The sequence below is a fragment of the Paenarthrobacter sp. GQ52 genome, assembly GCF_059759005.1.
This window is the reverse complement of record NZ_JCAXEJ010000002.1, coordinates 282,783-306,681: the sequence shown is the minus strand read 5'-3', so window position 1 is coordinate 306,681 and position 23,899 is coordinate 282,783. Positions and strand designations below refer to the sequence as shown.

Here is a 23,899-nt window from a genome sequence, read left to right as displayed (position 1 = left end):
TAGCTAAGCTGGAGTTATCATTGTTGATAAACGGAGTGGATGATGTGAGCGAATCGCCGCGTGTGCAAGCAAATGCCGCTGTCAGAAGGTTCTTGGCGGGGCGTGATTGGTCAATTCAGACTCCGGCCCGGCGCCGAATCGTGGCAGGCTTCCTGCGACTCGCCACGGCCCGCGGCTTTGAGTCAGTCACCATGCGAACTTTAGCTCGGGAGGTAGGCGTGAAGGCACCCAGCATCTACTCGAGCTTTCCCGAGGGAAAAGACGAGATCGTAGCTGAGGCGCTCCGGTCGTTTACACATGCCTTCGCTTTTGACCTTCTTGCGGGAGCAGAGAAGGCGACGTCAGCCGAGGAATACTGGGCTGCGCTCGTTAGAGGCCACCTGGCCCAACAGCTCCAGAGACCTGAACCAGGTCTCTGGGACCTATTGGTCGCCACTGACAAAGTTGCACGATTCCTCAAAGACGAGGTCCGCGCCGATCTTGACCAATGGGTGCGGCTGCACGAGCACATGTTCATTGCCGCAGCGGAGGAGATGGGCTTCGAGCTATCTGTTCAGACCGTCCGAGTGATATTTACTTTCCTGGATGGTGCCCGGCGATGGGCCGATTGGAGCGGAAGTGATGGGGAGCTTGCTCAGCTAGGCGACCGTTCTGTTGCGCTGACACGCACCCTCCTCAAAGTCAACAGCGGAATTCGCAGCCCCGCTTAGTCAGCGGCGTCCTCCGTTGCCGACCCCAGGCGACTGCGCCGCTGCAAGCGGTGTCTCAAGCTGGCACACCACCACGGCAATCGGCGTCGATACTGTGATTCAGAACTCACAACTCAGTGACGGGGACGACATGAATAACACCACAATTGACGCTCCTCAGGCGACGCGTCATACCCAAGAAACCCGGCTCAGCGGCAACATGGGGGTGGGAGAGCTGGTAATGAACGTGCTGGCCTTCTCCTCACCTCTGGCCACAGTGGCCGGAACTCTGCCGGTTCTCTTGATGTTCAGCGGGCAGACAGCACCTGCCATCTATGTACTTATTACTCTGATGTTGCTGATATTTTCTGTCGGCTTCGTGAAGATGAGTCGCAGTGTCAAAGGACCAGGCGGCTTCTACTCCTTCGTTACGGCCGGATTGGGAAAGCCTGCCGGTCTTGGAGGCGCCTTTCTCGCGCTGTTTGGCTACATCTTCATCGGATTCTTTGCACCTTCGTTCTTCGGTGTGACCCTTCAGGGCTTCGTTATGAATTCCCTGAATGGCCCGGATGTCGCTTGGTATTGGTATGCGCTAGGCATTGTAGCCGTGACCACACTCCTCGCGTATAACCGCATCGATCTCTCGGCGAAGGTGCTCACCGTCGTCATGCTTTTGGAAGTGGCCGTGGTGGTGACGTTTGACATTGCGTCGTTCTTAGCAATGGGGATGGAGGCGGTGCAGGGAGCGGTCTTTGCCCTTCCCTCTCCAAGTGACGCAACCCTAGGCTTGGCGCTCCTGTTCGCCGTCGGTAACTTCTTCGGATTTGAAGCCACCGTCATCTATCGGGACGAAGTACAGAATCCCGACCGGACCATACCCCGGGCCACCTATATTGCCGTCGTCGGCATCGGGCTCTTCTACGCAGTCGCTGCGTGGGCGTTTATCGCGTTTTTGGGACCCGAGAATGTGCAGTCGGCAGCGGAGGCGAACACGGTGAATCTCTTCGATGACGCCGTTGGGGCGTTGGTCGGAAAAGTCTTTGCCGATGTCGCTGTAGTGCTGCTTATCACCTCGGTACTCGCTTGCATGCTTTCGATTCAGAACATTGCTGCCAGATATAGCTTCGCATTGGCCACCGATCATGCTTTGCCGTCGGTTCTCGGTCGGGTGCACCCCAAGCACAAGTCTCCCTATATTTCGGCCTTGGCTGTTGGACTCATCTGGGCTGCCGCCACGGTCATCTTCACAGCGCTGGGTGTCTCGCCGGATGACCTTTATCCGATCGCAAGCGGAAGCGGCACTTTTGCTGTGCTGCTGCTGATGTTTATCACGAGTTTTGCGGTATTCGTCTACTTCCTTCGCCGCCGCCGGTTTGCTCCGGAGTCTCTTTGGAAGAGCATCATAGCGCCACTGATCAGTGTCGTTTTCCTAGGGGTCATCACCTACTTGGCGATCGCCAACTACCCGGAACTCATTGGCGGTTCAGCCGCTCTCACTGTGATCTTCATGAGTTTCACCTTCGCGCTGTTTTTGGGTGGCATCCTGTACGCCCTCTTCCTCCGAACCAAGCGTCCCAACGTTTATGCGAGGCTGGGCCGGGAGAATGTCGACTGATCCTGGATAGGACTTGCCGGAATCTGAAATTCCTTACCGAAAATGCTCCGCTAGTTGCCGTTCCCATTATTGGAGGCTCGAATGAACAGCTATTACCCGCTCGCTCTTCTACTCGCTCGACAAGAAGCTGCGCAAAGCGCCTTTGAAACCGCAACCAGTGCTCTGCCAAACGCTCCTGTCGTCCCTTACGCTGAAAAATCTTCACCGCGTTGGTTGGATGCCCTACGCGGGCGCGTTGCAACGATACTCCATCGCGTTGCGTGGGCACTTGAGCCGAAGGATCACATCGGCATCGATCACTAGCCAGGCTTTTCGCGCCAGTAGCGGGTGGACTCATTGCGCTTCGGCGTTTTGACTTTTCGGATGGTGGGACGGTGGATGATCGATGGATGTTCGTTAATATCACTTCCACGCTCCGATCCATGAACTCAATCTCCCGGACGGTGCCAGGGCTTGGACACGGGACTGTGTAGATGCCCAGCCCTAGTCCGATACCCCGCAGAGCATCATCGGTCGGCTGTAACCTTCAGGGCATGTCGAGTCGGGTTTTGTAGGCGGTGTTTTTGTTGGTGTTCCAGCCTGCGATGATTCCTGCGCCGAGCATTTGGTCGGTGAGTCGTGCGAAGCGGTAGCCGGGGTCTGTGTCTAGGGCGAGTTGCATGTATTGGTGTGCTTTGGATCCTCGGCCTTCCCACCAGTTGATGTAGCCGATGGTGGTGAGGATAGGTGCTGCGTGTTGTGGGCTCGTCCGGGTGTATGCGTGGATGAGGAGTTGTTGGGCCCACTCAACCCTCGACCATTTGGGCGTGGACTGGGTTTGGGCGAAGAGGATGTGCTGTGGTGGTTCGTCGATGCCGGGGATGTCTGCCATGAGGCGGTCGCGGATGTGGGGGAATTGGAAGTACGCGATGAGCGTGGTGCAGTTCTCGTCGCTGGGGAAGTCGTTGCTGTCGAGCATGGCTGTCCAGAGTCTGGTGGCTTGTAGCGCGGCTTGATGCGGTGCCTGTGATCGGATGGTCTTCATGCGTTTTTCGACGGCGATGGCGTGGTCTGCTTCGTGGGTTGGCGTCGGGAGGATGATTCGGTTGGTGGGTTCGATGGTGCTGCCGCGGTAGATGAATTCGGCGTTGACGCGGCTGTATTCGGTGGTACTGATGGGCAGGCTGATGTCTTGTCCTGGTTCGCTGTCGTAGGGGGAGTGGGTGTCGTCGCTGACGAAGATTCCGTCGCGGATGGTGATGTCGTTTTCTGCGAGGACCCCGGTGAGTGCGGCGATGGTAGCTGCATGTGGTTTGGATTGGCCGGGTTCACAGTGGGCTGAGGTGTAGAGGGCGAAGACGATGCTTGTCGCGCTGGTGTCGCTGGTGAGGTAGCTGCTGACGGTGCGGGCGTAGGGGAGTTCTGTTCCGGATTGGCGAGGGAGGTCGATGCGGAGGGTGGCGCCGACCTTGCCTTTGTCCAGGGTGATGCAGACCAGACTCTCTTGGGGCCAGAACCCTAGGGTGTGCCCGATGAAGCTCAGCAAGTCTGCCGGGTGAAGCTCAGCAAGTCTGCCGGGTCTTTGATGGTGAGCGCATTCATTGTCCTGTTCCTTTGTGCGTGCGTTTTGTCGTTGGCCTTTGCGCCGTTCTGATCGGGGTCTTGTGCGTTGATACGGAGCTGGAACGTAACTAGGGTGACCGGGGCAGGTCCTCGGAAGGGGCCAAGTGACGCGGGATCGCTGGGCTAACTTCCAAGGTTCGGAATCGGCGTGGTGACGTCATGGTTGCGCGGAGGCCCATCTAGCGATGATCGGGAGATCAGAATGACAAACAGCGTTGTTGCTTCTGGCTGTTCATGGGCAGGTTGAGGTGTGGCGGCATGACGGGAGCGACCCTATTTTCCGGCGTCTGCCATCGTTGAGCGGGTTTGCTGCGCAGGATGGGGCCGGGGACCGTGTCTAGTTCCGACATATGCGCCGTTATCGGTATTGAGGGACCGGTCATTGCTCACATCAGACTGGAACGCGCAGACGATCGCTAACGAACTAGCCAGTGCGGACTTGTTCTTCCGAGCGGTCGACCTACATGTGCCTTTCGTCCTGCCCCGAGATGGACGAGACTTCTGATGGGCTATCTGGCTGGTAGGTTGAACATCGCAACCGCTGGGGGGGGCCGCTTCAGGCTGCTGTGGCTCAATAGGAGAACTGTCGAACTAAGGGAAGTCTCTTGGTCGCTAGCCAGAACTCGGTAGCGGGTGCGGACTTGCCTGACTGGCTCGCGACTCGCTTGCCCGGCAGCGTAAGTGAGAATCATCGCTGTGAGCTAGGCTGCAGCGGCATCCTAACGTTGGCGGGACACGAGTCTGGGTAGCCACGCGCTTCCCCGTCGAGCGTCCGGGGATACTGCTCAGATGCGATCCACCTAAGCAGACCAAAGGGTGGCGTCCAGCGGACGCCGCCCTTTGGTCTTGAGGCCTACTTTGGTGGATTTCTTTCGACACGGTCAGCGACTGCGTGGAAACCATCCTGCTCCGCCTCGTGCCATTCCAGTTCAACTTCTTCTCCTGGCATTAGCTCCAAGAACTCATGTTCGCTTTGAAGAATCGCGGAGAAGTGAGCGAAACATTCCAATCTGGAGCCTTCAATAACGATTGATCCCCAACCCTCTTCGGGATTCCAGTACTTCACAATGCCCTTTGACTTTTGCATTGATTCCTAGACGTACGTTATTTGGTATGAAAAGTCCCAGTTGATATCTGCAGTACCCGACCAACCTGGTCCGGATGCCCGGAATGACCACTGCCCCCACATGTAGTAGGCGTTCAGATTACTTTGCCCCGTGCAGGACCAGTGGTAAATGTAGTCAGCGTCGTAGCCTGGTTTATTGTACGAGCAGTTGTCCGGCGACTTGAATGCGTACGCCTGTAGCGCATCACCATAGATAATAGCTCTCACGCCAGCCGAAGGCTCCCATCGGTAGGCCGTGGTCAGGCCGCTGGCATAACTCTGCTGTGCCCAGAAGTTCGAGTTCGCGTCTGATGCTGCATAGGTCGTTCGGCCGGGCCCGAATGCGTATGAGAATGTCGAGGCGGCTGCAGTCGCTCCCGAGGTATTCGCTTCTCGGCTGTTCTCCGATGAGCAACCGGAGAACTTTGGCTCACCGGATCCGGATACGAGATTTCCCTTGTCGTCGAGCGTGAACTCACCCTCGCGCCCGTCAACTTGAATCTTGACGGTAGAAGAGCTGACGCAGTTTTGCCCGTCGCCGCCGCGAAGTTCCTGCATCTTCTGGGCATTTTCGGGCGAGAGATTAGGCTCAATGCCGGGGCCTGGTAAGGCCGCAGCGGAGGTCGAGCCGGCTGCCATGACAATCGCGATCAACACGCTCGCCATCCTGAATCTTTTCATTGACATACTTCCCCCATATAGTTGACTAATTTTGTCAACGCTAGGCGACGATTTGTTGATAGTCAAAGTGTCTGGTCCAGGTTCGGCATCCATGTAGCCTGTTCGCGCGCGATGATCTTCTGGAGCGGATGCGAGCGGGGAGCCCATTCCGGAAACCCTTTTGTGAGCCCGAGGTTGTCAATCCTTGGGCCGCGTCCCAGGCAGGCTGTTGCGCTCCGTGCATGCCGCCACATCCGTGAGTCCGGACGTGTACTGCGGCGATCGGTGTCTTGCAGCATGGCGACAGCCTCGGCTGATCCTATATCAGTGGATTACTGCTATAACTCCGCCGTTGTTTCGAGGGCTAATGCGTGAGATGACCCCGCACTGCCCCATATTCTGAGGGCCGGCTAGCTTCGGGGTATTTCCTCCGCTTTGATGCTTACTCTGGCTCCTGTGAGGTCATGTTGACGCGGGTCGACGTAAGCCGAGCGATGACGGTGGCCTGCCAGCGTCTGGGGCGTCAAAGTTCCGTCCGTAGAGCCCCCATTTTCGGGCTCGCCGCTCCGTCCGTTGCGTGACTCCGGGGACGCGTCAAGTGCCCCCGCGGTGTTCGATCAAGCAAAAAGGGAAGTGTGGACAAAGTCCACACCTCCGGCCTCGGACTCGCCCGTACATCCGCCGGACTGCCCCGGACTCCGCATGTTTCCGCCACTTCCCAGTGTTCCCAAGCTTCGGAATCGCCTTCGAGTCCCACCTCGGGCACGGCATACCCTCTCGTCAGAGGGGGTTTTTGCCTTAACGTGTGTACAAAGTCGACAAGTGCCTCCGGCACTCTTCGATATGCGGTCATCACGCCGAGGGGTTCGCTTCGGTGTCCCCGGAGACATGATGGAACTCATCGATCGCCAGCACGGTGCCGCTAAGACGTTCCGATCTTAACGAGGACGACGGCGGGAGTTTTCCTCCCGCCGTCGTAGTCCGTTTGCCTTGGCGCCCCGCCGTTGTTGTCGCGGCGCTTAGCCTTCGAGCTTGGAGTGCTCGCCCAGGCGGTGCCATGAGCGGTTGTGGTAGACCAATGCGTCGCCGGGTTCGCCCGCTGACACGTCACGCATCATGCGGGACTCCAGGGCGTGAACGGCGATGATAGTGGAGGTCCCTACCTCCATGCGATTGATGACGGCGCAGCGCACCCAGGCGCGGACGTCGTCATATACTGCTTCGCCGGTTGCCAAGGCCGACCAACGGTGCGTCTGGTTGAAGCGGTCGGCGCCGGGGGTCGCTCCGAACTTCGCCAGGTCGACGTCGTGCGCGTCCAGCAGGTGCACCACGACGGTTTCGGCGCGCGAAAGCACCTCTGACGCAGAGGACAGTGCCGAGACCGAGAAAATCAGCAAGGGAGGTTCCGCGCTCACTGACACCACGGACGATACTGTCAGTGCCACCGGTCCTGCGCCGGCATCCGCCGTGATGACGGCGACACCTCCCGGGTGGCCACGGAACAGTGCTTTGAATTCGTCGGCAGAGAGGGAGGACGGGAAGCTTTGGTTCGGAGCCCCCAGCCAGGTGTCTGGGGGGTAGGCATGAAACATCGCTAGGACACCTTGGGGGTGGAGCGGGCGAGTTCCTCGCGAACGATTCTCGTCCCTGCGCTGAGGGCACTCAGCTTGGCCAGTGCGACGTCCCGGGGGAACGGGGCCATGCCGCAGTTGGAGCTGGCAATGAGCTTGTCCGCATCAACGAACTGCAGGGCCTTGCGGAGGGTGTCGGCGACTTCCTCCGGGGTCTCGATGGTTTCGCTCGCGACGTCGATTGCCCCGAGCATGACTTTCTTGCCGCGGAGGAGCTCGATGAGGTCCATGGGCACGTGGGAGTTCTGGGATTCCAGCGAGATGATGTCGATGCTGGAGCTCTGAAGCAGCGGGAACGTTTCCTCGTACTGCCGCCACTGTGAGCCGAGCGTCGCCTTCCAGTCATTGTTCGCCTTGATTCCGTAGCCGTAGCAGATGTGCACGGCGGTCTCCGCACGCAGCCCTTCTGCCGCTCTCTCAAGCGCAGCCACGCCCCAGTCCTTGACCTCATCGAGGAAAACGTTGAACGCGGGCTCGTCGAACTGGATGATGTCCACGCCGGCCGCCTCCAGTTCTTTCGCTTCCTGGTTCAGGATCGCAGCGAACTCCCAGGCCAGCTTCTCGCGGCTCTTGTAGTGGTCATCGAAGAGCGTGTCCACCATGGTCATGGGACCGGGAAGAGTCCATTTGATCGGCCGGTCGGTGGTTGCACGGAGGAACTTTGCGTCGTCGACAAATACGGGCCGCTCGCGGCGCACGGGTCCGACGACGGTCGGCACGCTCGCGTCGTAGCGATCGCGGATGCGCACGGTCTTGCGCTGTTCAAAGTCGACCCCGCTCAGATGCTCGATGAAGGTGGTGACGAAGTGCTGGCGGGTTTGCTCGCCGTCGCTGACGATGTCGATGCCGCGTCGGCTCTGCTCATGGATGGCGATGCGCAGCGCATCCTGCTTGCCCTCGAGCAGCGCATCTCCCTCCAGCTTCCACGGGGACCACAGAGTCTCCGGCTGTGCGAGCCACGATGGTTTGGGCAGGCTTCCAACAACGGTGGTGGGCAAAAGTGTGTTCATGATTGACGATTCTCCGTGGGTCAGTTGACGAGAGCGGGGTATTTGGCGGTCCACTGGTCCAATAGATCCTTGTGGGGCGTGATGAAGTGTTCCTCCGTGTACTTCGCCTGAATGACCGCGAGCTGACTGCGCTCGACGCGGTCGTAATCGATCTGGGTCCGCGAGTAATCCTGCTCGCCCAGGCTCGGCTGATAGACGACGGCGGCGGCGGAGTTCGCGTTGTAAATTTCCGGGCGGTAGATCTTCTGGAACGTCTCCATGGTGCTGATCGTGCCGATGAGCTGCAGGTTGGTGTAGTCGTTGAGTAGGTCGCCGCGGAAATAGAAGGCCAGCGGCGCTACGCTGCCGCGTGGCATGAAGTAGCGGACCTGCAGCCCCATCTTTGCGAAGTAGGCGTCGGTCAGTGAGAACTCGTCCTGCTGGTACTCGACGCCCAGGACGGGGTGATGGTTTTCCGTTCGGCGGTACGTCTTGGTCGTGGAGACGCTGATGCACACCACTGGCGGTTGCGGGAAGCGTTCCTGGCATGCCGTCGAATCGAGGAATTGTTGGAACAGTTTGCCGTGCAGATCGCCGAAGTTCTCGGGAACGGTGGGCTTGCCTGCCTCCGCTGCTGCCGCTGGCAGTACGACGCTGAAGTCGAAGTCACGGACGTAGGAGGAGAAGTTGTTCCCCACGATCCCTTGGTGGCGGACCCCGTTCAGTTGGTCGACGATCTGGATGTCGAGAACCTCGAACAGGGGGAACTTCTGGTCGGTGCCTTCGGCAGTGAACTCTATCTGCACGGAAACGATCTCAAGCTCGAGCGTGTAACGGTCCCGGTCCGGGTTGTCCCAGCTTGCGAGATCGTTGAAGCGGCGCCGGATCATGGTCAAGGCGTTGCGGAGGTTCTCCTGGCGGTGCTCGCCGCGTGCGAGGTTGGCGAAATTCGTGGTGATCCGCGAGCCTTCCGAGGGGGAGTAGTCCTCGTCGAAGGGGGTCGTGGTGATGCTGAAGGTGAAGTCGTCTGCCATGTGCTGCCATTCCGTTGATGGGCCGGAGACGGCCTTTCCGAAGGTGATGTATCCATGGTGCAGCTTTAGGAGGGGTATCAGGTAACTAGTGGTTGCTATGCGTTGATATAGAATTTTCCTATGGCTCAGATTTCGAGTGGATTGACCCTGCAGCAGCTCCGGTACTTCATAGAAGTTGCAGCGGAGGGCTCGATCTCCGCGGCTGCCGATCTTCTCTACGTTGCGCAGCCGACGATGTCCGCGTCGATGAAGGACCTTGAGGCCCGGGTGGGCCGTGCGCTCCTGGTTCGCTCCGCCCGCGGGGCCACCCTCACCGCTGACGGGGTAGAGTTCCTTGGCTACGCGAGGCAGGTCGTCGAACAGTTCGCTCTCCTTGAACAGCGATACCTTGGCAGGCCACCGCGGCGACGTCTGCTCGGGGTGTCAACGCAGCACTACTCGTTCGCGGTGGACGCCTTCGTCCGGATGGTCAAGGCCACTGACGTGGCCGAATACGAGTTCTCGCTCCGTGAGTCCCGCACCTGGGACATCATCGAGGATGTCCGGACGCTGCGCAGCGAGATAGGCATTCTCTACCGGAACGATTTCAACCGGAAGGTCATCGACAAGCTGCTCCGGGAATCCGGGCTGGCGTTTACTCCGCTTTTCCTCGCCGATCCTCACATTTTTGTTGCACGGAACAACCCGCTCGCTTCGAAAGAGCGTGCGACCCTCGATGATCTCGCCGGGATGCCGCGGCTGACCTTCGATCAAGGTGCGAACAATTCCTTTTACTTCGCCGAGGAGATTCTCTCCACCATGTCCAGTAAGCAGGAGATCCGGGTCTCTGACCGTGCCACAATCTTCAACCTCATGATCGGGCTCCACGGCTACACGATCTCCACGGGCATCATCAGCGGGGAGCTCGACCCGGAGATCGTCGCCATCCCGCTCGACGTTGACGAACGCATCGAGATCGGTTGGATCGGTCATGCCGCGATTCCGCTCACCGACCAAGCGCAGCACTACCTCAGGGAATTGCGGGCCGTCGTCGCTGAGTTCGGCGTAGCGCTACTCGACTGACCGCAGGTGAGCACCTCAAAGACGTCATGGACCTGACCGCCCGCGAAAAGTTCGCCCAGCCAGTGCCCGCCAAACGGGTCCGCAAACTCGCCTCCGCCTACAGCGGCAGCGAACTCGAGGACGAGCTGGCCTCCATGCTCCGCAGCGGCGCCCATGTGGCAAGGGTCTTCGACGCCGCCGTCAACACCACTGGCGTGCTGTTCCTCGAAGACATCATCGAAGAACTTGTCGGTAAAGTGCAGGACGCCACCAGCACGTAACTGCACTTCACTGCGGGGGAGGGGCGGACCTGCGAAAGGTTCGCCTCTCCCGTTTTGGTCAATGACTACCCATGAGGGTGTAGCATCCGAAGAGGTGTGCCGGGAAGTCTGGTCGGCGGCGATGCTGCCCCGTCTCCGGGCGGTGAAGAGTCCGTCCACAGGAGCCTGCCATGCATGTTTTGATCATGTCGTTCGGAACCCGCGGGGATATACAGCCTTACGCCGCCTTCTCCGGAGCACTTGCCCGCGCGGGACATGACGTCACTCTTGCTGTCCCCCAAGGATTCGCGGATTTGGTGCCACACGCCGAACCCGGGACCATCACACACCGACCTGCTGGCTCCAGGATGCTGCGCCTCCTTCAGGAGGTGATGCCCGAGCTGAGTGGTGCCCGGGATGCGCTCCGAACGCTCGGCATCATGACCTCAGCCATGCGGGAGTTGAACGCTGAGTGTTGGGCGGCCGCTCAGGCTGCGCGCCCCGACGTCGTGGTCTACCACCCCAAGTGCCTTGCCGGGCCGCACATCGCAGAGGCCTTGGGAGTGCCTGGTGTGCTTTCCCTCCCGATACCGTTTTTTACCCCGACGCGGGCGCACGCGATGCCGTTCTTCGGCGGCGCCTCCTTCGGTGCGCTGGGAAACCGTGCGTCGTACGAATTCCGCCGGATGAGCGGGATCATGTACGGCGGCATGATCAGCGAGTTCCGACGCGACATCGGCTTGAGTCGCTTCCGTCGCCTTGCCGACCCACTCATAAACCCGGACGGCAGTCCGGTCCACGTCCTGTACCCCTACAGCAAACATGTTGTGCCCATTCCCGATGACTACCCGCCGTCGGCGCACGTCACCGGTTATTGGTTTCCTGAGGACAGCGGCGACGCTTGGGTTCCACCCGCACGGCTGGTGGATTTCCTCGCGGCAGGCGAGCCTCCTGTATACGTTGGGTTCGGTTCCATGGGGTTCGGCAAGGGAGCGAGAGGGCGCCGGGACGCGGTTCTGTTCGCGCTGCGGGCCAACGGCCTCCGCGGAATCGTCGCCACCGGGTGGGGCGGCATCGCGCCGGGGGAGACCGGAACGGACGATGTCCTGGTCCTGAAGGGCGCTCCCCACGAATGGCTCTTTCCACGGGTCGCGGCGGTGGTTCACCATGGCGGTGCAGGCTCGACGGCGGCCGGCATCCGGGCGGGGCGGCCCACCTTGATTGTGCCTTTCCTGGGGGACCAGCCCTTCTGGGGCGCAAGGGTTCACGCGCTTGGCGTCGGGCCCGCCCCGGTGCCCGCGAGGCATCTCCGCACGCGTTTGGTCGGCAGCCTCGGCGACCTCGTCAACACCGCCTCCTACGCTTCACGTGCCGAGGAGGTGGGAGCCGCAGTCCGGGCGGAGAACGGCCTCGCCGCCGGTGTGGCTGCCTTGGAACAGATCGCGGATCCATCGTCCCGGACCCCTAAATGGGCGTGATTTCGGCGGCCCCAGCTTGTGCTGCCACGGCTCACGAGCTGACTACGGGAGCGGCTTATGCTGCGAGGTCCCGCTGTCTGAGCAGGTAGCCGGCTATTCCTGCCCCGGCCAGGGCAATGCCGGTCATGGTGAGGGCGGCTATGGGGTCGAACGCTTCGACGGGCATCGCCGCTGTGTGGCTGAAGGGGCTAAGGTCCTGGAGCCATGCAGGCAGGCGCATCAGTTCGCCGTATTGTCCCAATACCAGCCCGACAGCCAAGAACCCCCAGCCCAAGGCAATGCTCACCCGGGGAACAGCTGCGAAGGCCACGGCCGTGAGGGATACGAAAACGACGGCGGCCGGTACATGTGCCAGGGCGGCGCCAATTAGCAAGCCGGGCGGTCCACTTGATACACCTGACAGGGCAAGACCTGCCGTCGCTGCGGTTCCCGCGACCACAGCGACTATGACGGCAGAAGTCGTGGCGAGGATCAGGTTCGCGGCGAGCCAGCGAGCCGAAGAACGTGGCGCCGCCAGGAGTAGTTCAGCTCGTCCCTCCTCTTCTTCTGCCCGGAGCCGCAGCACAACCTGTATGCCTGCGGCGGCGGCGAGGACGCCTGCGATGCCCAGCAGTGCTGTGGTGAAAATGTCGATGAGTTCTCCCTGGCCGCCGGGTACGAGCCGGAGAATCAGCTCGCGAAGCGACTGATTGCCGCCGATGACGTTGGTGACTACAGGTCCAAGCCCGCCGGCGATGCTGCCAAGGAGGGCCGCGAAGACACACCATTCCAGGAGCGTGAACCGTTGTTGGTGCCACGCCAAGCCCAGGAAAGAAGATGAACCGGCCGCGGCCCGATCCCGTCCGGTGCGTTCGGCCAGCAGACTCTCGCCCAAGTCTCTTCTGCTCCTGAGAACGACTACGGCCAAGGCCAGAAGAAGGCTTACCACCGTCAATACCAGCAGCGGTGTGGGATCAGCCACCGTGAAAGGCCTGGAACGTTGCCCCCAACCGATAGGGGAAAACCACGAAAACCATCCACTGGTCACCTGGGTCAGATCAGCGGACGGCGTACCGAACGCGTCGCCAATACCCCGCACGAAATAAGCTCCACCCACCAAGGCGGCGGCTGCGCCGTTGGCTGCCCGTCCTGAGGGCATGATCTGCGCCACGAGTCCACTGACGGCTACGAAGAACGTGCCCACCGCACCCACTGCCGCCCCGGTAGTGATGGCACCGGGCACGGGCAATCCCGCGGCAGCGAAACCGGCTGCCACGCAGATTGCCAGAACCATGTTCGCCGCGCCCCCGAGAACAAGGGTTGCCGTGATTGGTGCGGCCCGGCGGACCGGAACGGAGCCGATCAGTTCCGCTCGTCCGAGTTCTTCATCTGCGCGCGTGTGTCTGATGACCAGGAAGGTGCTCATCAACCCTGCGAGGACAGCGGTGAACGCATATCCCTGAAAGAACACCACCGCCCCGATACTGGTCCCGTCGGGAACTCCCCGGACGAATAGGAACGCCGGGCTTGCCCCAGCCACTGTGATGATGGCTGTCCGGGATGCTTCGTCACCGAATTCGGTGGCTACGGCACTGGCGATGACAAAACCCAGAAAGGCAATGCTCAGGATCCAGACGGGCAGCAGGACCCGTTCCCTTCGCGCCTGCACCAGGAGCAGGGCCATCACCCCGGACATCAGCGCTCCTGACTGTTCTGGCCGCTGTAGTGGCTGAGGAAGAGGGACTCTAGCGACGGTGGGGATACGGACAGCCCACTGAGCCCTGCTGATGCGGTCGCCCGCAGTACCTGTGCAAGATCGGCCAGGTCCACGTCGAACTCAACCACTCCGCCGTCGACTAAAAGATCCTGCACGCCCGGCAGGGACTCAAACAGTCCCGGGTCGGCGGCTTCAACCCTGAAGTGGGTGAGTTTCAGGTGCCGCAACCCGTCCAAGGTTCCTGATTCCACGACACGTCCTGCACGAATGATCGTCACCCGGTCGCAGAGCTCTTCAACCTCGCTAAGGATGTGGCTGGACAGCAACACCGTGGCACCCTCCGCAGTGACGCGTTGAACCTGCCCACGGAAGACAGCCTCCATAACAGGATCCAAACCGGCGCTGGGCTCATCGAGTAGATACAGGCGCGCAGGTCGCGCGAACGCCGCGATCAGGGCTACCTTTTGGCGGTTTCCCTTTGAATAGGTCCTTGCCTCGCGCCGCGGATCCAACTCGAATTCTTCGATCAAGTCCCGGCGGAGCCGTTCATCGACGCCCCCGCGCAGGCTTGTCAGCAGATCAATGACTTCGCCGCCGGAAAGGTTCGGCCACAAGCTCACATCCCCCGGAACGTAGGCGACGTCGCGGTGGGCGCGGACGGGGTCTTGCCAGGGATCGAGACCGAAAACGCGGGCTGTTCCTGCGGTTGGGCGCATTAGTCCGAGAAGGACACGCAGCGTTGTTGATTTCCCGGCCCCGTTGGGTCCCAGGAAGCCGTGGACTTCGCCGGGGCCTACTTTTAGGTCCAGCCCGTCAAGGGCACGTGACCTGCCGAAAGCTTTGACCAGCTGCGTAGCGTCGATGATTGGGTCTGAAAATGACGGCGTGGCGGAGATCCTGTCCTCGGTCCAACGACCCAAGCGGACACCAGAGCCGTTCCGCGGGCACCTCACCCAGCGGGCCGACCAGGCTTCCCGGCTCTCCAATCCACAGCCTACGTCTCTGCAGTCCGCCGGGGAAGAGGTGCCGTTAGGGCAGCGCGTTCAGCCTGTCGATAAACTCGTCGGCCTGGATCAGGTTTCGCGCCATCTTGGCTCGTTGAGTCACTGCCTTTTCCAGGAACGCGGCGAGCTTGGCCCGGGAATCACCGGCATCCGCCACTGATTCGAAGGAAAGAAGCTCGAGAATTTCAGCCATTTCCTCCAGCGAAAACCCCAACGGTTTCATCTGCTTGATCACCATGAGGCGTTCGAAGTCTTCTTCTGAATAGACCCTGAAGCCGCCGTCGGTACGGGACGTGGCCGGAAGCAAACCCACTTCGTCGTAGTGCCGGATGGTGCGCAGGGACAGGCCGGTCCGTTCTGCCAGTTCACCGATGTGCATGGTCGTGCTGCTGGCCTTGGCCATCATCAGGGCCTCCGATCCTTGTCCGAGTTAAACTCTACCATCACGTTAGGGTAGAGTTTTTGGTGAGCGGTGAGACCTTCAAGCGTAATTCCCCTCAATCCCGGCGCGACGCCGCGCCCCCTTCATTCTTCGAAAAAGCGAAGACACCGATGTGCCTTCATGACCTATGAACGGAGCCAGCAATGGCCGCCAAAACCGCAGGGGAAGCCCCGCCCTTCACCCCTGAACAACTCCAATCAGTCCGCGAGACCCTCAGATCGCCGCGCCGGCTCAAGACCGAGGTCCTCGCTGGTCTGGTCGTCGCGCTGGCGCTGATTCCGGAAGCCATCGCCTTCTCGATCATCGCTGGCGTCGATCCGAGGATCGGCTTGTTCGCATCCTTCACAATGGCCGTGACTATCGCCTTCGTCGGTGGACGCCCGGCCATGATCTCCGCCGCCACCGGAGCGATCGCCCTGGTCATCGCGCCGCTGGTGAAGTCCCACGGCATTGACTATTTCATCGCGGCAGTCATCCTCGCCGGCATCTTCCAAGTGATCCTGGGCCTGCTCGGCGTCGCGAAACTCATGCGTTTCATTCCCCGCTCGGTCATGGTGGGCTTTGTCAACGCCCTGGCGATCCTGATCTTCATGTCCCAGGTCCCGGAACTCCTCGGTGTCCCTTGGATGGTCTACCCGCTCACAGTGCTCGGCCTGGTTATCGTCTTCGGACTGCCGAAACTCACCAAGGCCGTCCCCGCGCCACTGGTCGCGATCGTGGTGCTCACGCTGATCGCAGTCCTGGCATCTATCGCGGTACCCACCGTCGGAGACAAGGGAGAACTGCCGGAATCCCTGCCCACGCTCTTTATCCCGAACGTGCCCTTCAGCCTTGAGACCCTTCAGGTGATCTTCCCTTTCGCCCTGGCGATGGCGTTCGTGGGTCTACTTGAGTCTTTGATGACCGCCAAATTGGTGGACGACGTCACTGACACCCGCTCCCACAAATCCCGCGAAGCCTGGGGACAGGGCGTGGCCAACATCGTCACCGGCTTCACCGGCGGAATGGGCGGCTGCGCGATGATTGGCCAGACCATGATCAACGTCAAAGCCTCCGGGGCCAGGACCCGTATCTCCACCTTCCTTGCCGGCGTCTTCCTGCTGATCCTGGTGGTCGCCCTTGGAGACATCGTTTCGTTGATCCCGATGGCTGCACTGGTCGCTGTGATGATCTTCGTTTCCTGGGCCACGTTCGATTGGCACAGCATCCACCCCCGCACCCTGAAGATGATGCCCAAAAGCGAAACCCTCGTCATGGTAGCCACCGTCGCCGTCGTGGTCGCAACCCACAACCTCGCCATCGGTGTAGGAATCGGCGTCATCGTCGCCATGGTCCTGTTCGCTCGCAGGGTCGCGCACTTCGTCACCGTCGAACGCACCATCACCACCGTAAACGGCCATGAAACGGCTACCTACACCGTCGATGGAGAGTTGTTCTTCGCCTCCTCCAATGACCTCTTCACTCAGTTCGAGTACGCGCACGATCCGGACCACATCATCATCGACATGCAAGCCTCCCACCTTTGGGACGCCTCCACCATCGCCGCCTTGGACGCAATCACCGAGAAATACCACCGCCATGGCAAAGACGTGCAAATTGTCGGTCTCAACGACGCCAGCATCCTGATGCGCCAACGCCTTGGCGGGAAGTTGGGCGGAGGGCACTAACGCTCTCACTTAAGGAGCCGTGGGCACCTTCCCGGCATGGGAAGGTGCCCACGGCTTTGCCGGACCAGGGATGCGATTCAGCTGCGCTGGTCGTGCTCGTAGACATCTGGGATGCCGTCGTGATCGGTGTCGACGGCCTCTTCGGCTTCCGCAAGTCGGTATTGACGGTTTCTGGTGCTCAGGATGATGGACGCCAAGGCCGCTGCGATCAGTGAGGCCGCCAGGATCCCAACCTTGGCGTGATCATCATGGGCGCTGCCCTGCCCGAAGCTCAGTTCTGCGACCAACAGGGATACGGTAAAGCCGATACCGGCAAGCACTGAAACACCGAACACATCCACCCACTTAAAGGACTTGTCCAAGGACGCCCTGGTAGCTTTTGTCAGCACCCAAGTGGTTCCAAGGATTCCGATGGGTTTGCCCAGCACTAACGCCAGGATGATGCCCAGAGCTACGGGATCGGTCAGTGCCGACCCCAAACCATCCCATCCACCAACGGCGACGCCAGCTGAAAAGAAAGCAAAAATCGGCACGGCGATACCGGCAGAAATCGGACGGAAGCGGTGTTCGAAGATCTCGGACAGGCCTGGACCGGCTTCCGGCCCCCCGCTGGCCTTGGACCGGATCACCGGTATGGCGAATCCCAGCAGCACCCCCGCCACCGTGGCGTGAATACCTGACGCGTGCACCAAGGCCCAGGTCACGATTCCCAACGGGAGCAGAATCAGCCACGCAGCTAATGGCCTGGTGCCGAAGAAGCGCTTGTATTTTTGGGCCAGGAACGTGTACATGGCCAACGGTGCCAGGGCCAACAACAGCGGGAGGGCTTGGAGATCGCTGGTGTAGAAAATGGCGATGATGCTGATTGCAATCAGGTCATCGACAACTGCCAGGGTCAGCAGGAAAATCCGGAGCGCGCTGGGCAGGTGTGAACCGATGATCGCCAGCACAGCCACCGCGAAGGCAATGTCAGTGGCCGTGGGGATGGCCCATCCCCTCAGGGTTTCAGGGCTCGCTAGGTTCACCAGGACGTACATCACCGCAGGGATGGCTACACCTCCTGCTGCTGCCGCAACCGGAACGATGGATTTGCTGAATTGTCGAAGATCACCGGCTACGAACTCGCGTTTGAGTTCAAGACCTACCAGGAAGAAGAAAATAGCCAGGAGACCATCAGCAGCCCAGGCACCAAGGCTCAGCTCCAGATGCCACGGTTCGTAGCCGATCTTGTGGTCCCGGAGAGCAAAGTAACTCTCCGACGCCGGCGAATTGGCCCAAATCAGCGCGATGACTGCGGCTGCAACAAGCAAAGCACCGCCCACTGTTTCCTTACGCAGGATCGCCCCAATACGCAAGGACTCCGAATAGCTGCCCCGACTCAGGATGGAAGGACGCGGACTGGCAAAGTGCTTCTTATTCATGAACGTCAGGCCCCTTTTTGTGGTGAGGCGGTGCTTCGTCCGGTGAGTCGTTGGCGGTGAATCGCTCGCTCAGTTGAGCTTCTACGGCCTCGGTGACCTGGTCCGCAAAATGTTCCTGGTAGTGCTCTTGGACGGAGTCGTGGATCTGCTCTGCCACGTGCTCCTGGTAGTGTTCCTGGACCGAATCGGCCATGGAGTCCTGTACCTGCTCGGTTACATGGGCGGTCATTTGGTCCCGGGCGAGTTTTCGCTGTGCCCGCATCAGAGCGGAGTGCTCCAGATGAAAAGCCTTGGCCGTGGCGACACACATGAGAATGATGACGACGCTGAACGGCACAGCGGTAAGGATTGCCGCGGTTTGGATGGCTTGAAGCCCATTGGCCAGAAGCAGGGCGATGGCGACGGCTGCGGCGGCCAAGGCCCAGAATATGCGTAACCAATTCCGAGGTTCTACGTCGCCACCTGTGGAGATCATGCCCATGACCAGTGCGCCGGAGTCAGCTGAGGTGATGAAGAAGATGGCGATCAGGAGAATTGCTCCCGCCGTGAGGATCCAGCCCCCGGGAAGGTTACCTAGAAGGCTGAACAGGGCTCCTTCAGTGTCCACGGTCCCGTCAGCATCCACTAACCCACCGGCACCGAAGAGTTCGCGGTGGATAGCCGCGCCACCCAACACGGAGAACCACAGGAACCCCATGGCGGTGGGTACAAGAAGGACGCCTGCCACGAATTGCCTGACGGTGCGACCCTTCGAAATGCGGGCGATGAAGATGCCGACAAACGGTGCCCAGGAGATCCACCAGCCCCAGTAGAACGTTGTCCACGCCGCCTGCCAGGCCTCACCCTCGGCACCGGAGAAGGCCAAGGTATTGAAGGTCAACCCGATGACGTTTTGAAAGTAATTGCCGATTGATTGGACGAATTCGCGAAGCAGAAACAGGGTGGGACCCGTGAACAAGACCACCAGCATCAATAGCGCAGCCAGGATGAGGTTCGTGTTGGAAAGCCACTTCATGCCCTTGCCCACGCCGGAGACCACCGAAACGATAGTCAACGTGATGATGCAGAGGATCAAACCGATCTGCGTCATGGTGGTCGCTTGCACAATGTTGGCCTGTTCGAGCCCTGCAGAGATCTGCAGGACACCGAGCCCCAAGGATGTTGCGACACCAAAGAGCGTGCCGACCAAAGCCACCACGTCAATCAGATTTCCCCAACCACCCGAAACCCGTTTCCGGCCCAAAAGTGGCTCCAGAGTCCATCTGATGGAGATGGGGCGGCGCTTGCGGTGCACCGCGTAAGCGATTGATACGCCAACAACAACGTAAATGGCCCAGGCGTGCAGGCCCCAGTGCAGGTATGTTTGAGTCATGGCCTGCTGGGCAAGGGCAACGGGGGTGCCTTCAACCCCGGGCCTGGGGTTCGAAAAGTGGTTCAGGGGTTCGGCTACCCCGAAAAAGACCAAACCAATTCCCATGCCTGCGGCGAACAAGAGCGCGAACCAGGACATGATCGAAAACTCAGGCTCGTCCTCATCTTTGCCCAGCTTAATATCGCCGTACCTGCTCAGACCGATCCACAGAGCAAACACGACAAACAAGGCGACAGCCGCTACGTAGTACCAGCCAAACCACTTGATGACGTTGGACTGGACAGCTCCAAACATTTCAGTGGCAGTCGCTGGAAATATCGTCGCGAAAAGGACGAAAACGATGATGATTGCCGCGGCTGGCCAGAAAACCCATCTCGCCACCCGGTGTTGTTCATCCCCCTTGGGTGGTTTTGTGTTTCCTGTCGGGGCGCCCCGCGCCTCCCCACTCGGCTGGTCAGTGGCCCTGGTGTCATGTGCTGCAGACATTCTCGTGCTCTCCTCATGCGCTCAGTAGCGCTCAGACTGCTGGGGTACGTTCATCGCTCGTAAAGTCGTCTGGTTCCGATGCATTGCAGCGTGCAAGTCTACGGAACCGGCTGCAGGTTCCCGAGCGGCACACACCCGTGCTCGCAGGGAATGATATGAGATCGAGACGCACACGCGGTTCGTTCGACATGCTTCCTGTATAAGCCCGACAGCAAATTTCTGCCAACCTTGACGTGGTCCCTTGAAGTCATCGATGTGTGCTTCCGGCCCAGGAACTTTGCAGACTTCCCGAACTCCTATGGAGAGCGGGCAACCAGGCTTAAGCTGAACCATGGATCAAGCAGGCATTCTGATGACGGTTGCCGGAGCCGGTTTGATTCTGCTGATGGCTGCGGATGTCTTTCATACTCTCTTGTATCCCCATGGCACGGGTCCGGTGTGCAGGACGATTATGCGCGTCCTATGGCGTGCTTCCCGTCGCCTCGCCGGACGGACCTCCACAATGGCGGCTCCCGCCGCCATGGCAGCGGTGATCGGGGCTTGGGCGTCCTTGGCAATCGTGGGCTGGGCCTTGGTGTATTTGCCGCATTTGCCGTCCGGTTTCGTTTACGCGGAGGGCATTCCCCGTCGAGGTGACTTTGCGGAGGCTCTCTATGTTTCGATGGTCAGCCTGTCCACAGTTGGATATGGCGAGATCGTTCCCGGGGAGCCGCTGCTTCGGTTGGTCGTGGGGGCCGAAGCTGTTTCGGGCTTCGCCTTGCTGACCGCCACCGTGTCGTGGATTCTCCAGACTTACCCGGCTTTCAGCCGACGTCGTGTCCTTGCGCGTGAACTGGACCTGTTACGGCACGCCGCCGGGCAAGAGGGCCTGTTCGCGTTAAAGCCTGGACATGGCGCGGCTCTGCTCGAAGCGGTAGCCAGAAGCATATCCGTGGTCAGTACCGACTTACTCGCTTTCAACGAAACGTATTACTTCCATGAGACACGTCAGCGGGGATCGTTACCAGCCAACGTTGCCTACGCTCACATGCTGGCCACCCAGGCCCAAGAAAGCGTCAACGCAGACCTGCGATTCGCCGGGCGAATGCTGCAGGCCGCATTGGATGACCTGGCAGGGGTTCTGCGTGGAAAATTCGGCCATCCGGGGCAGACTTCCTCAGAGGTATTTGAAAACTATGAAACCCACCATCGGCACGGTCAGGCCTAGACCCAGCCGCCTCTGGGGACCTTCGGCACTGTTCCCGCACCAGTGAAAAAGTCATCATGAGTGCATGGAGGCCTATGTTGTCACAAAGGCAACAGGCTCCAGAATCGTCCAAGCCAAGAAAAACTGGGCTGGGGACGCAGTATCCATGTCTGGAAAGAGGATCCTCCAATGGTTGCCTGGCAGGAATACATAACCCCTGGCCGTTTCGAGGGCCAGACTGTGATCGTGACGGGGGCTGCCTCCGGCATTGGGTTGGCCACTGCGCTGCGTGTCGCGCGCGAAGGTGGCCGTGTGATTGCGAGCGACCTCAGCAAGGATGGCTTGGACAAGCTAACGGCTGAGCACGCGGAGCTTGGCTTCGTCCCGGTCGCGGGGGACATCAGCCAAGAGGATGCCGTTCAACGGGTAGTGGCCGCCGCGGGCGAACGCATTGATGCGCTGGCTAACGTGGCGGGAATCATGGACAGTTTCCAGCCCGTGCATGAACTCGATGACGAAACGTGGGAGCACGTTCTTGACGTCAATCTGACATCGATGATGCGCCTCATGATGGCGGTGGTGCCCACAATGCTGGTGGCGGGGTATGGGTCCATCGTCAACGTCTCATCCGAGGCAGGCCTGAGGGGATCCGCAGCCGGTGCTGCCTACACTGTTTCAAAGCATGCAGTCCTCGGTCTGACGCGCAGCTCTGCTGTCATGTACGGACGGCGTGGAATACGTGTCAACGCGGTGGCACCTGGCGGTACCAAAACAAACATCCATGCCGAATTCAGGTCACAGATGGCGGCTGAAGTGCTTGGTCCCTTTATGCAGGTCAACGTACCGCCCATTGCTGAAGCCAGCGAACTCGCCGCAGGAATCACGTTCCTGTTGAGCCGGGACGGCTCCAACATCAATGGGGTCGTTCTGGCCTCTGACAACGGGTGGAACGCAATTTGAGCTCGCGGGGACTAGTGCTCCGGGTTGCCCTCATGATGCGCGGGTTCGGGGTTCTTCTGCTGCTCCTTCTGACGTGGGTTCTCGGAAACCCCGCCACGGCCTACGCCGTCGCACCCTCGCCGGTTGAGGTTTATGACATCGCAGGTGTGTTGGACCGGACCAAGTTGGTGGACGCTCTTGAGGCGACAGATTTCCATGAGCCCACCAAAGTTGTGGTGTACACATACAACGGCAGGACCGAAGAAAACCTCAACGAAGAGGTGCTGAGGTTCGCCCGGGTTGAGCATAAGGAATGGATCAGCGCAGACGGTCAAAAGTGGGTGGACGGCCTCTTTATCTTCGCCCTTGACCCGGTGGGGAGACACGTTGGCACCTACATGGGTGAAGACCGGAAGGTATCTCTTGAACAGCGGGATGATATTCAGGATGCGGCCAAAGAACTTCTTCGCGACGCCCAATGGACGGATGGAACCATCGCAGGGGTCCGGCGCGCGGCTGTGCTCATTAACCAGCCTTGGTACGAGACTTCCGCCTTCCTGGTCACCCTGTGGGTGTCAGGCGGAACGGTGGCTTTGGGTGCTGGAGCCTGGATTGTTGTACGTGCCGTGACCCGGTCCGCCAGCCGGAAAGAAGTTGACCGCGGGGATCGCAGTTACGCCAACGTCAGCATGGATCTTGAGGTGACGGAGCTAAACGCCGGCACCATTCCCGAATCATCGAAGTACGGAGGTCAAGTGTTGGAGAGGCACCGCACCTTCTTGAATCGGTATTACCTGGCGAGCGGACTCTCGAATACGGTCCATGCCTTGTCCCGACGCCAGTTGGGCCAACGCAAAAACCTTCGACTCACACGCCAGTACGCTGATACTGCCTCCGAGCTTGACGCCTTGGACGACGTCATTGCGGACACGAACTCCCTGTTGAACCGCACGAGCACGTGGCCTACCGCGTGGGATCGGCAGCTCGCACCCTTCCGCAGCGACTTGGCTGGATTGGAACAACTCCTCACGAAACGCCATGGCCAGGGGGAGGCAGTTACTGCGGCAGCCCTGCGGTCATTTCGGGACAAGAGCCTGCGGGAGATTGAGAAGTGGACTGCGGATTTGGGGGAGGGCAGGATGACCACCGAGACTGCTTTGGACCGGCTCTACGATGCCCGAAGTCACCTTGCCCTGCTCCTGCAGAACCACGCTGAGACAGTCATTGATGACTATGCAAAGAATGAACGGGAAGCGGAGCTGATGCGCAAGGAGATGAGATCAGTCAGGAGCAGCTCCAAGCAAAACCACCGCCGCACGTACGAGCCCAGCATCCTTGGCACCGTCTACCCCTCCTACCACTTCTTTTCCGTTGCAACCTTCAATGTAGGGCTGGACACGGGAATTGGCAGCGTCAGCTCGGCCCGGGGCGGAGATAGCAGTACCACCGGCTACGGAAGCAGTGGCGGCAGTTTCTCGGGCTCCGGCAGTTCGTCCGGATTTTAGGAAGTCCTAAGGCAGGGCTTTGGGCCCTACATCAACTTGCGGCTGGACCTTAGCCTTGGATAAGCAGAGCGGCGGTG

The 23,899-nt window shown here is 60.1% G+C and carries 19 protein-coding genes and 1 pseudogene; 9 read left to right on the top strand and 11 right to left on the bottom strand.

Translation table 11 applies throughout. The annotated features are described in order from the left end of the window. The first annotated feature begins 35 nt into the window (after positions 1–35). Positions 36–710, top strand: a complete 675-nt coding sequence (locus AC6CH8_RS04955; protein ID WP_498189257.1) for a TetR/AcrR family transcriptional regulator — start codon at positions 36–38, stop codon at positions 708–710. 130 nt (positions 711–840) lie between these two features. Further along, on the top strand, positions 841–2,304 hold the full coding sequence (locus AC6CH8_RS04950) for an APC family permease (protein ID WP_498189079.1): 1,464 nt from the start codon (positions 841–843) through the stop codon (positions 2,302–2,304). Positions 2,305–2,830: 526 nt separating this feature from the next. On the opposite strand, the gene AC6CH8_RS04945 is transcribed toward AC6CH8_RS04950, so the two are convergent. From AC6CH8_RS04945 to AC6CH8_RS04920, 6 genes are all read right to left on the bottom strand, one after another. Continuing rightward, positions 2,831–3,829 (bottom strand): DUF4192 domain-containing protein, encoded by a 999-nt coding sequence (locus AC6CH8_RS04945; RefSeq protein ID WP_498189077.1) that lies wholly within the window; start codon positions 3,827–3,829, stop codon positions 2,831–2,833. A 930-nt stretch (positions 3,830–4,759) separates the two neighbouring features. Further along, complete coding sequence (locus tag AC6CH8_RS04940) at positions 4,760–4,993, bottom strand: cold-shock protein (RefSeq protein WP_172325765.1); 234 nt, start codon at positions 4,991–4,993, stop codon at positions 4,760–4,762. Positions 4,994–4,999: 6 nt separating this feature from the next. Continuing rightward, positions 5,000–5,668: a hypothetical protein gene (locus tag AC6CH8_RS04935; protein WP_172325766.1), complete on the bottom strand. Its 669-nt coding sequence runs from the start codon at positions 5,666–5,668 to the stop codon at positions 5,000–5,002. A 1,022-nt stretch (positions 5,669–6,690) separates the two neighbouring features. Beyond that, on the bottom strand, positions 6,691–7,263 hold the full coding sequence (locus AC6CH8_RS04930) for a flavin reductase family protein (protein WP_498189074.1): 573 nt from the start codon (positions 7,261–7,263) through the stop codon (positions 6,691–6,693). A gap of 2 nt (positions 7,264–7,265) precedes the next feature. Next, the gene (locus AC6CH8_RS04925; protein ID WP_498189072.1) at positions 7,266–8,312 is read right to left on the bottom strand and encodes a methionine synthase; all 1,047 of its coding nucleotides are present in this window, start codon (positions 8,310–8,312) and stop codon (positions 7,266–7,268) included. A gap of 20 nt (positions 8,313–8,332) precedes the next feature. Next, positions 8,333–9,325, bottom strand: coding sequence for a DUF1852 domain-containing protein (locus AC6CH8_RS04920; protein WP_498189070.1), 993 nt, complete (start codon positions 9,323–9,325; stop codon positions 8,333–8,335). A 120-nt stretch (positions 9,326–9,445) separates the two neighbouring features. On the opposite strand from AC6CH8_RS04920, the gene AC6CH8_RS04915 reads away from it, so the two are divergent. The 3 genes and pseudogenes from AC6CH8_RS04915 to AC6CH8_RS04905 all read left to right on the top strand — a co-directional run bounded on the left by AC6CH8_RS04915 (position 9,446) and on the right by AC6CH8_RS04905 (position 12,104). Then, a complete protein-coding gene (locus tag AC6CH8_RS04915; protein ID WP_091551424.1) occupies positions 9,446–10,387 on the top strand; it encodes a LysR family transcriptional regulator in 942 nt (313 codons plus the stop codon). Positions 10,388–10,398: 11 nt separating this feature from the next. After that, a pseudogene (locus AC6CH8_RS04910) lies at positions 10,399–10,647 on the top strand (hypothetical protein); the annotation flags it as partial. Positions 10,648–10,817: 170 nt separating this feature from the next. Further along, complete coding sequence (locus AC6CH8_RS04905) at positions 10,818–12,104, top strand: glycosyltransferase (RefSeq protein WP_498189069.1); 1,287 nt, start codon at positions 10,818–10,820, stop codon at positions 12,102–12,104. A 55-nt stretch (positions 12,105–12,159) separates the two neighbouring features. On the opposite strand, the gene AC6CH8_RS04900 is transcribed toward AC6CH8_RS04905, so the two are convergent. The 3 genes from AC6CH8_RS04900 to AC6CH8_RS04890 form a co-directional block, all read right to left on the bottom strand. After that, entirely contained in the window at positions 12,160–13,779 is a 1,620-nt protein-coding gene (locus tag AC6CH8_RS04900; protein WP_498189068.1) for an ABC transporter permease, read from the bottom strand. Then, on the bottom strand, positions 13,779–14,720 hold the full coding sequence (locus AC6CH8_RS04895) for an ABC transporter ATP-binding protein (protein ID WP_498189066.1): 942 nt from the start codon (positions 14,718–14,720) through the stop codon (positions 13,779–13,781). The genes AC6CH8_RS04900 and AC6CH8_RS04895 overlap by 1 nt, the downstream gene beginning before the upstream one ends. A 109-nt stretch (positions 14,721–14,829) precedes the next feature. Continuing rightward, entirely contained in the window at positions 14,830–15,210 is a 381-nt protein-coding gene (locus tag AC6CH8_RS04890; RefSeq protein ID WP_498189064.1) for a MerR family transcriptional regulator, read from the bottom strand. A gap of 179 nt (positions 15,211–15,389) precedes the next feature. Here AC6CH8_RS04890 and AC6CH8_RS04885 point away from each other — a divergent pair, with 179 nt between their 5' ends. Then, entirely contained in the window at positions 15,390–16,913 is a 1,524-nt protein-coding gene (locus tag AC6CH8_RS04885; RefSeq protein ID WP_498189063.1) for a SulP family inorganic anion transporter, read from the top strand. 77 nt (positions 16,914–16,990) lie between these two features. Here the strand turns inward: AC6CH8_RS04885 and nhaA are convergent, their stop codons facing one another. Both nhaA and AC6CH8_RS04875 read right to left on the bottom strand, forming a co-directional pair. After that, a complete protein-coding gene (gene nhaA / locus AC6CH8_RS04880) occupies positions 16,991–18,334 on the bottom strand; it encodes a Na+/H+ antiporter NhaA (RefSeq protein WP_498189061.1) in 1,344 nt (447 codons plus the stop codon). Next, on the bottom strand, positions 18,327–20,192 hold the full coding sequence (locus AC6CH8_RS04875; protein WP_498189060.1) for a BCCT family transporter: 1,866 nt from the start codon (positions 20,190–20,192) through the stop codon (positions 18,327–18,329). The genes nhaA and AC6CH8_RS04875 overlap by 8 nt, the downstream gene beginning before the upstream one ends. A gap of 331 nt (positions 20,193–20,523) precedes the next feature. Here AC6CH8_RS04875 and AC6CH8_RS04870 point away from each other — a divergent pair, with 331 nt between their 5' ends. The 3 genes from AC6CH8_RS04870 (at position 20,524) to AC6CH8_RS04860 (ending at position 23,822) form a co-directional block, all read left to right on the top strand. Then, entirely contained in the window at positions 20,524–21,399 is an 876-nt protein-coding gene (locus AC6CH8_RS04870) for a potassium channel family protein (protein WP_498189058.1), read from the top strand. Positions 21,400–21,567: 168 nt separating this feature from the next. Then, positions 21,568–22,338: an SDR family NAD(P)-dependent oxidoreductase gene (locus AC6CH8_RS04865; RefSeq protein ID WP_498189057.1), complete on the top strand. Its 771-nt coding sequence runs from the start codon at positions 21,568–21,570 to the stop codon at positions 22,336–22,338. Further along, positions 22,335–23,822 (top strand): DUF5129 domain-containing protein, encoded by a 1,488-nt coding sequence (locus AC6CH8_RS04860; protein ID WP_498189055.1) that lies wholly within the window; start codon positions 22,335–22,337, stop codon positions 23,820–23,822. The genes AC6CH8_RS04865 and AC6CH8_RS04860 overlap by 4 nt, the downstream gene beginning before the upstream one ends. The last annotated feature ends 77 nt before the right edge of the window (positions 23,823–23,899 follow it).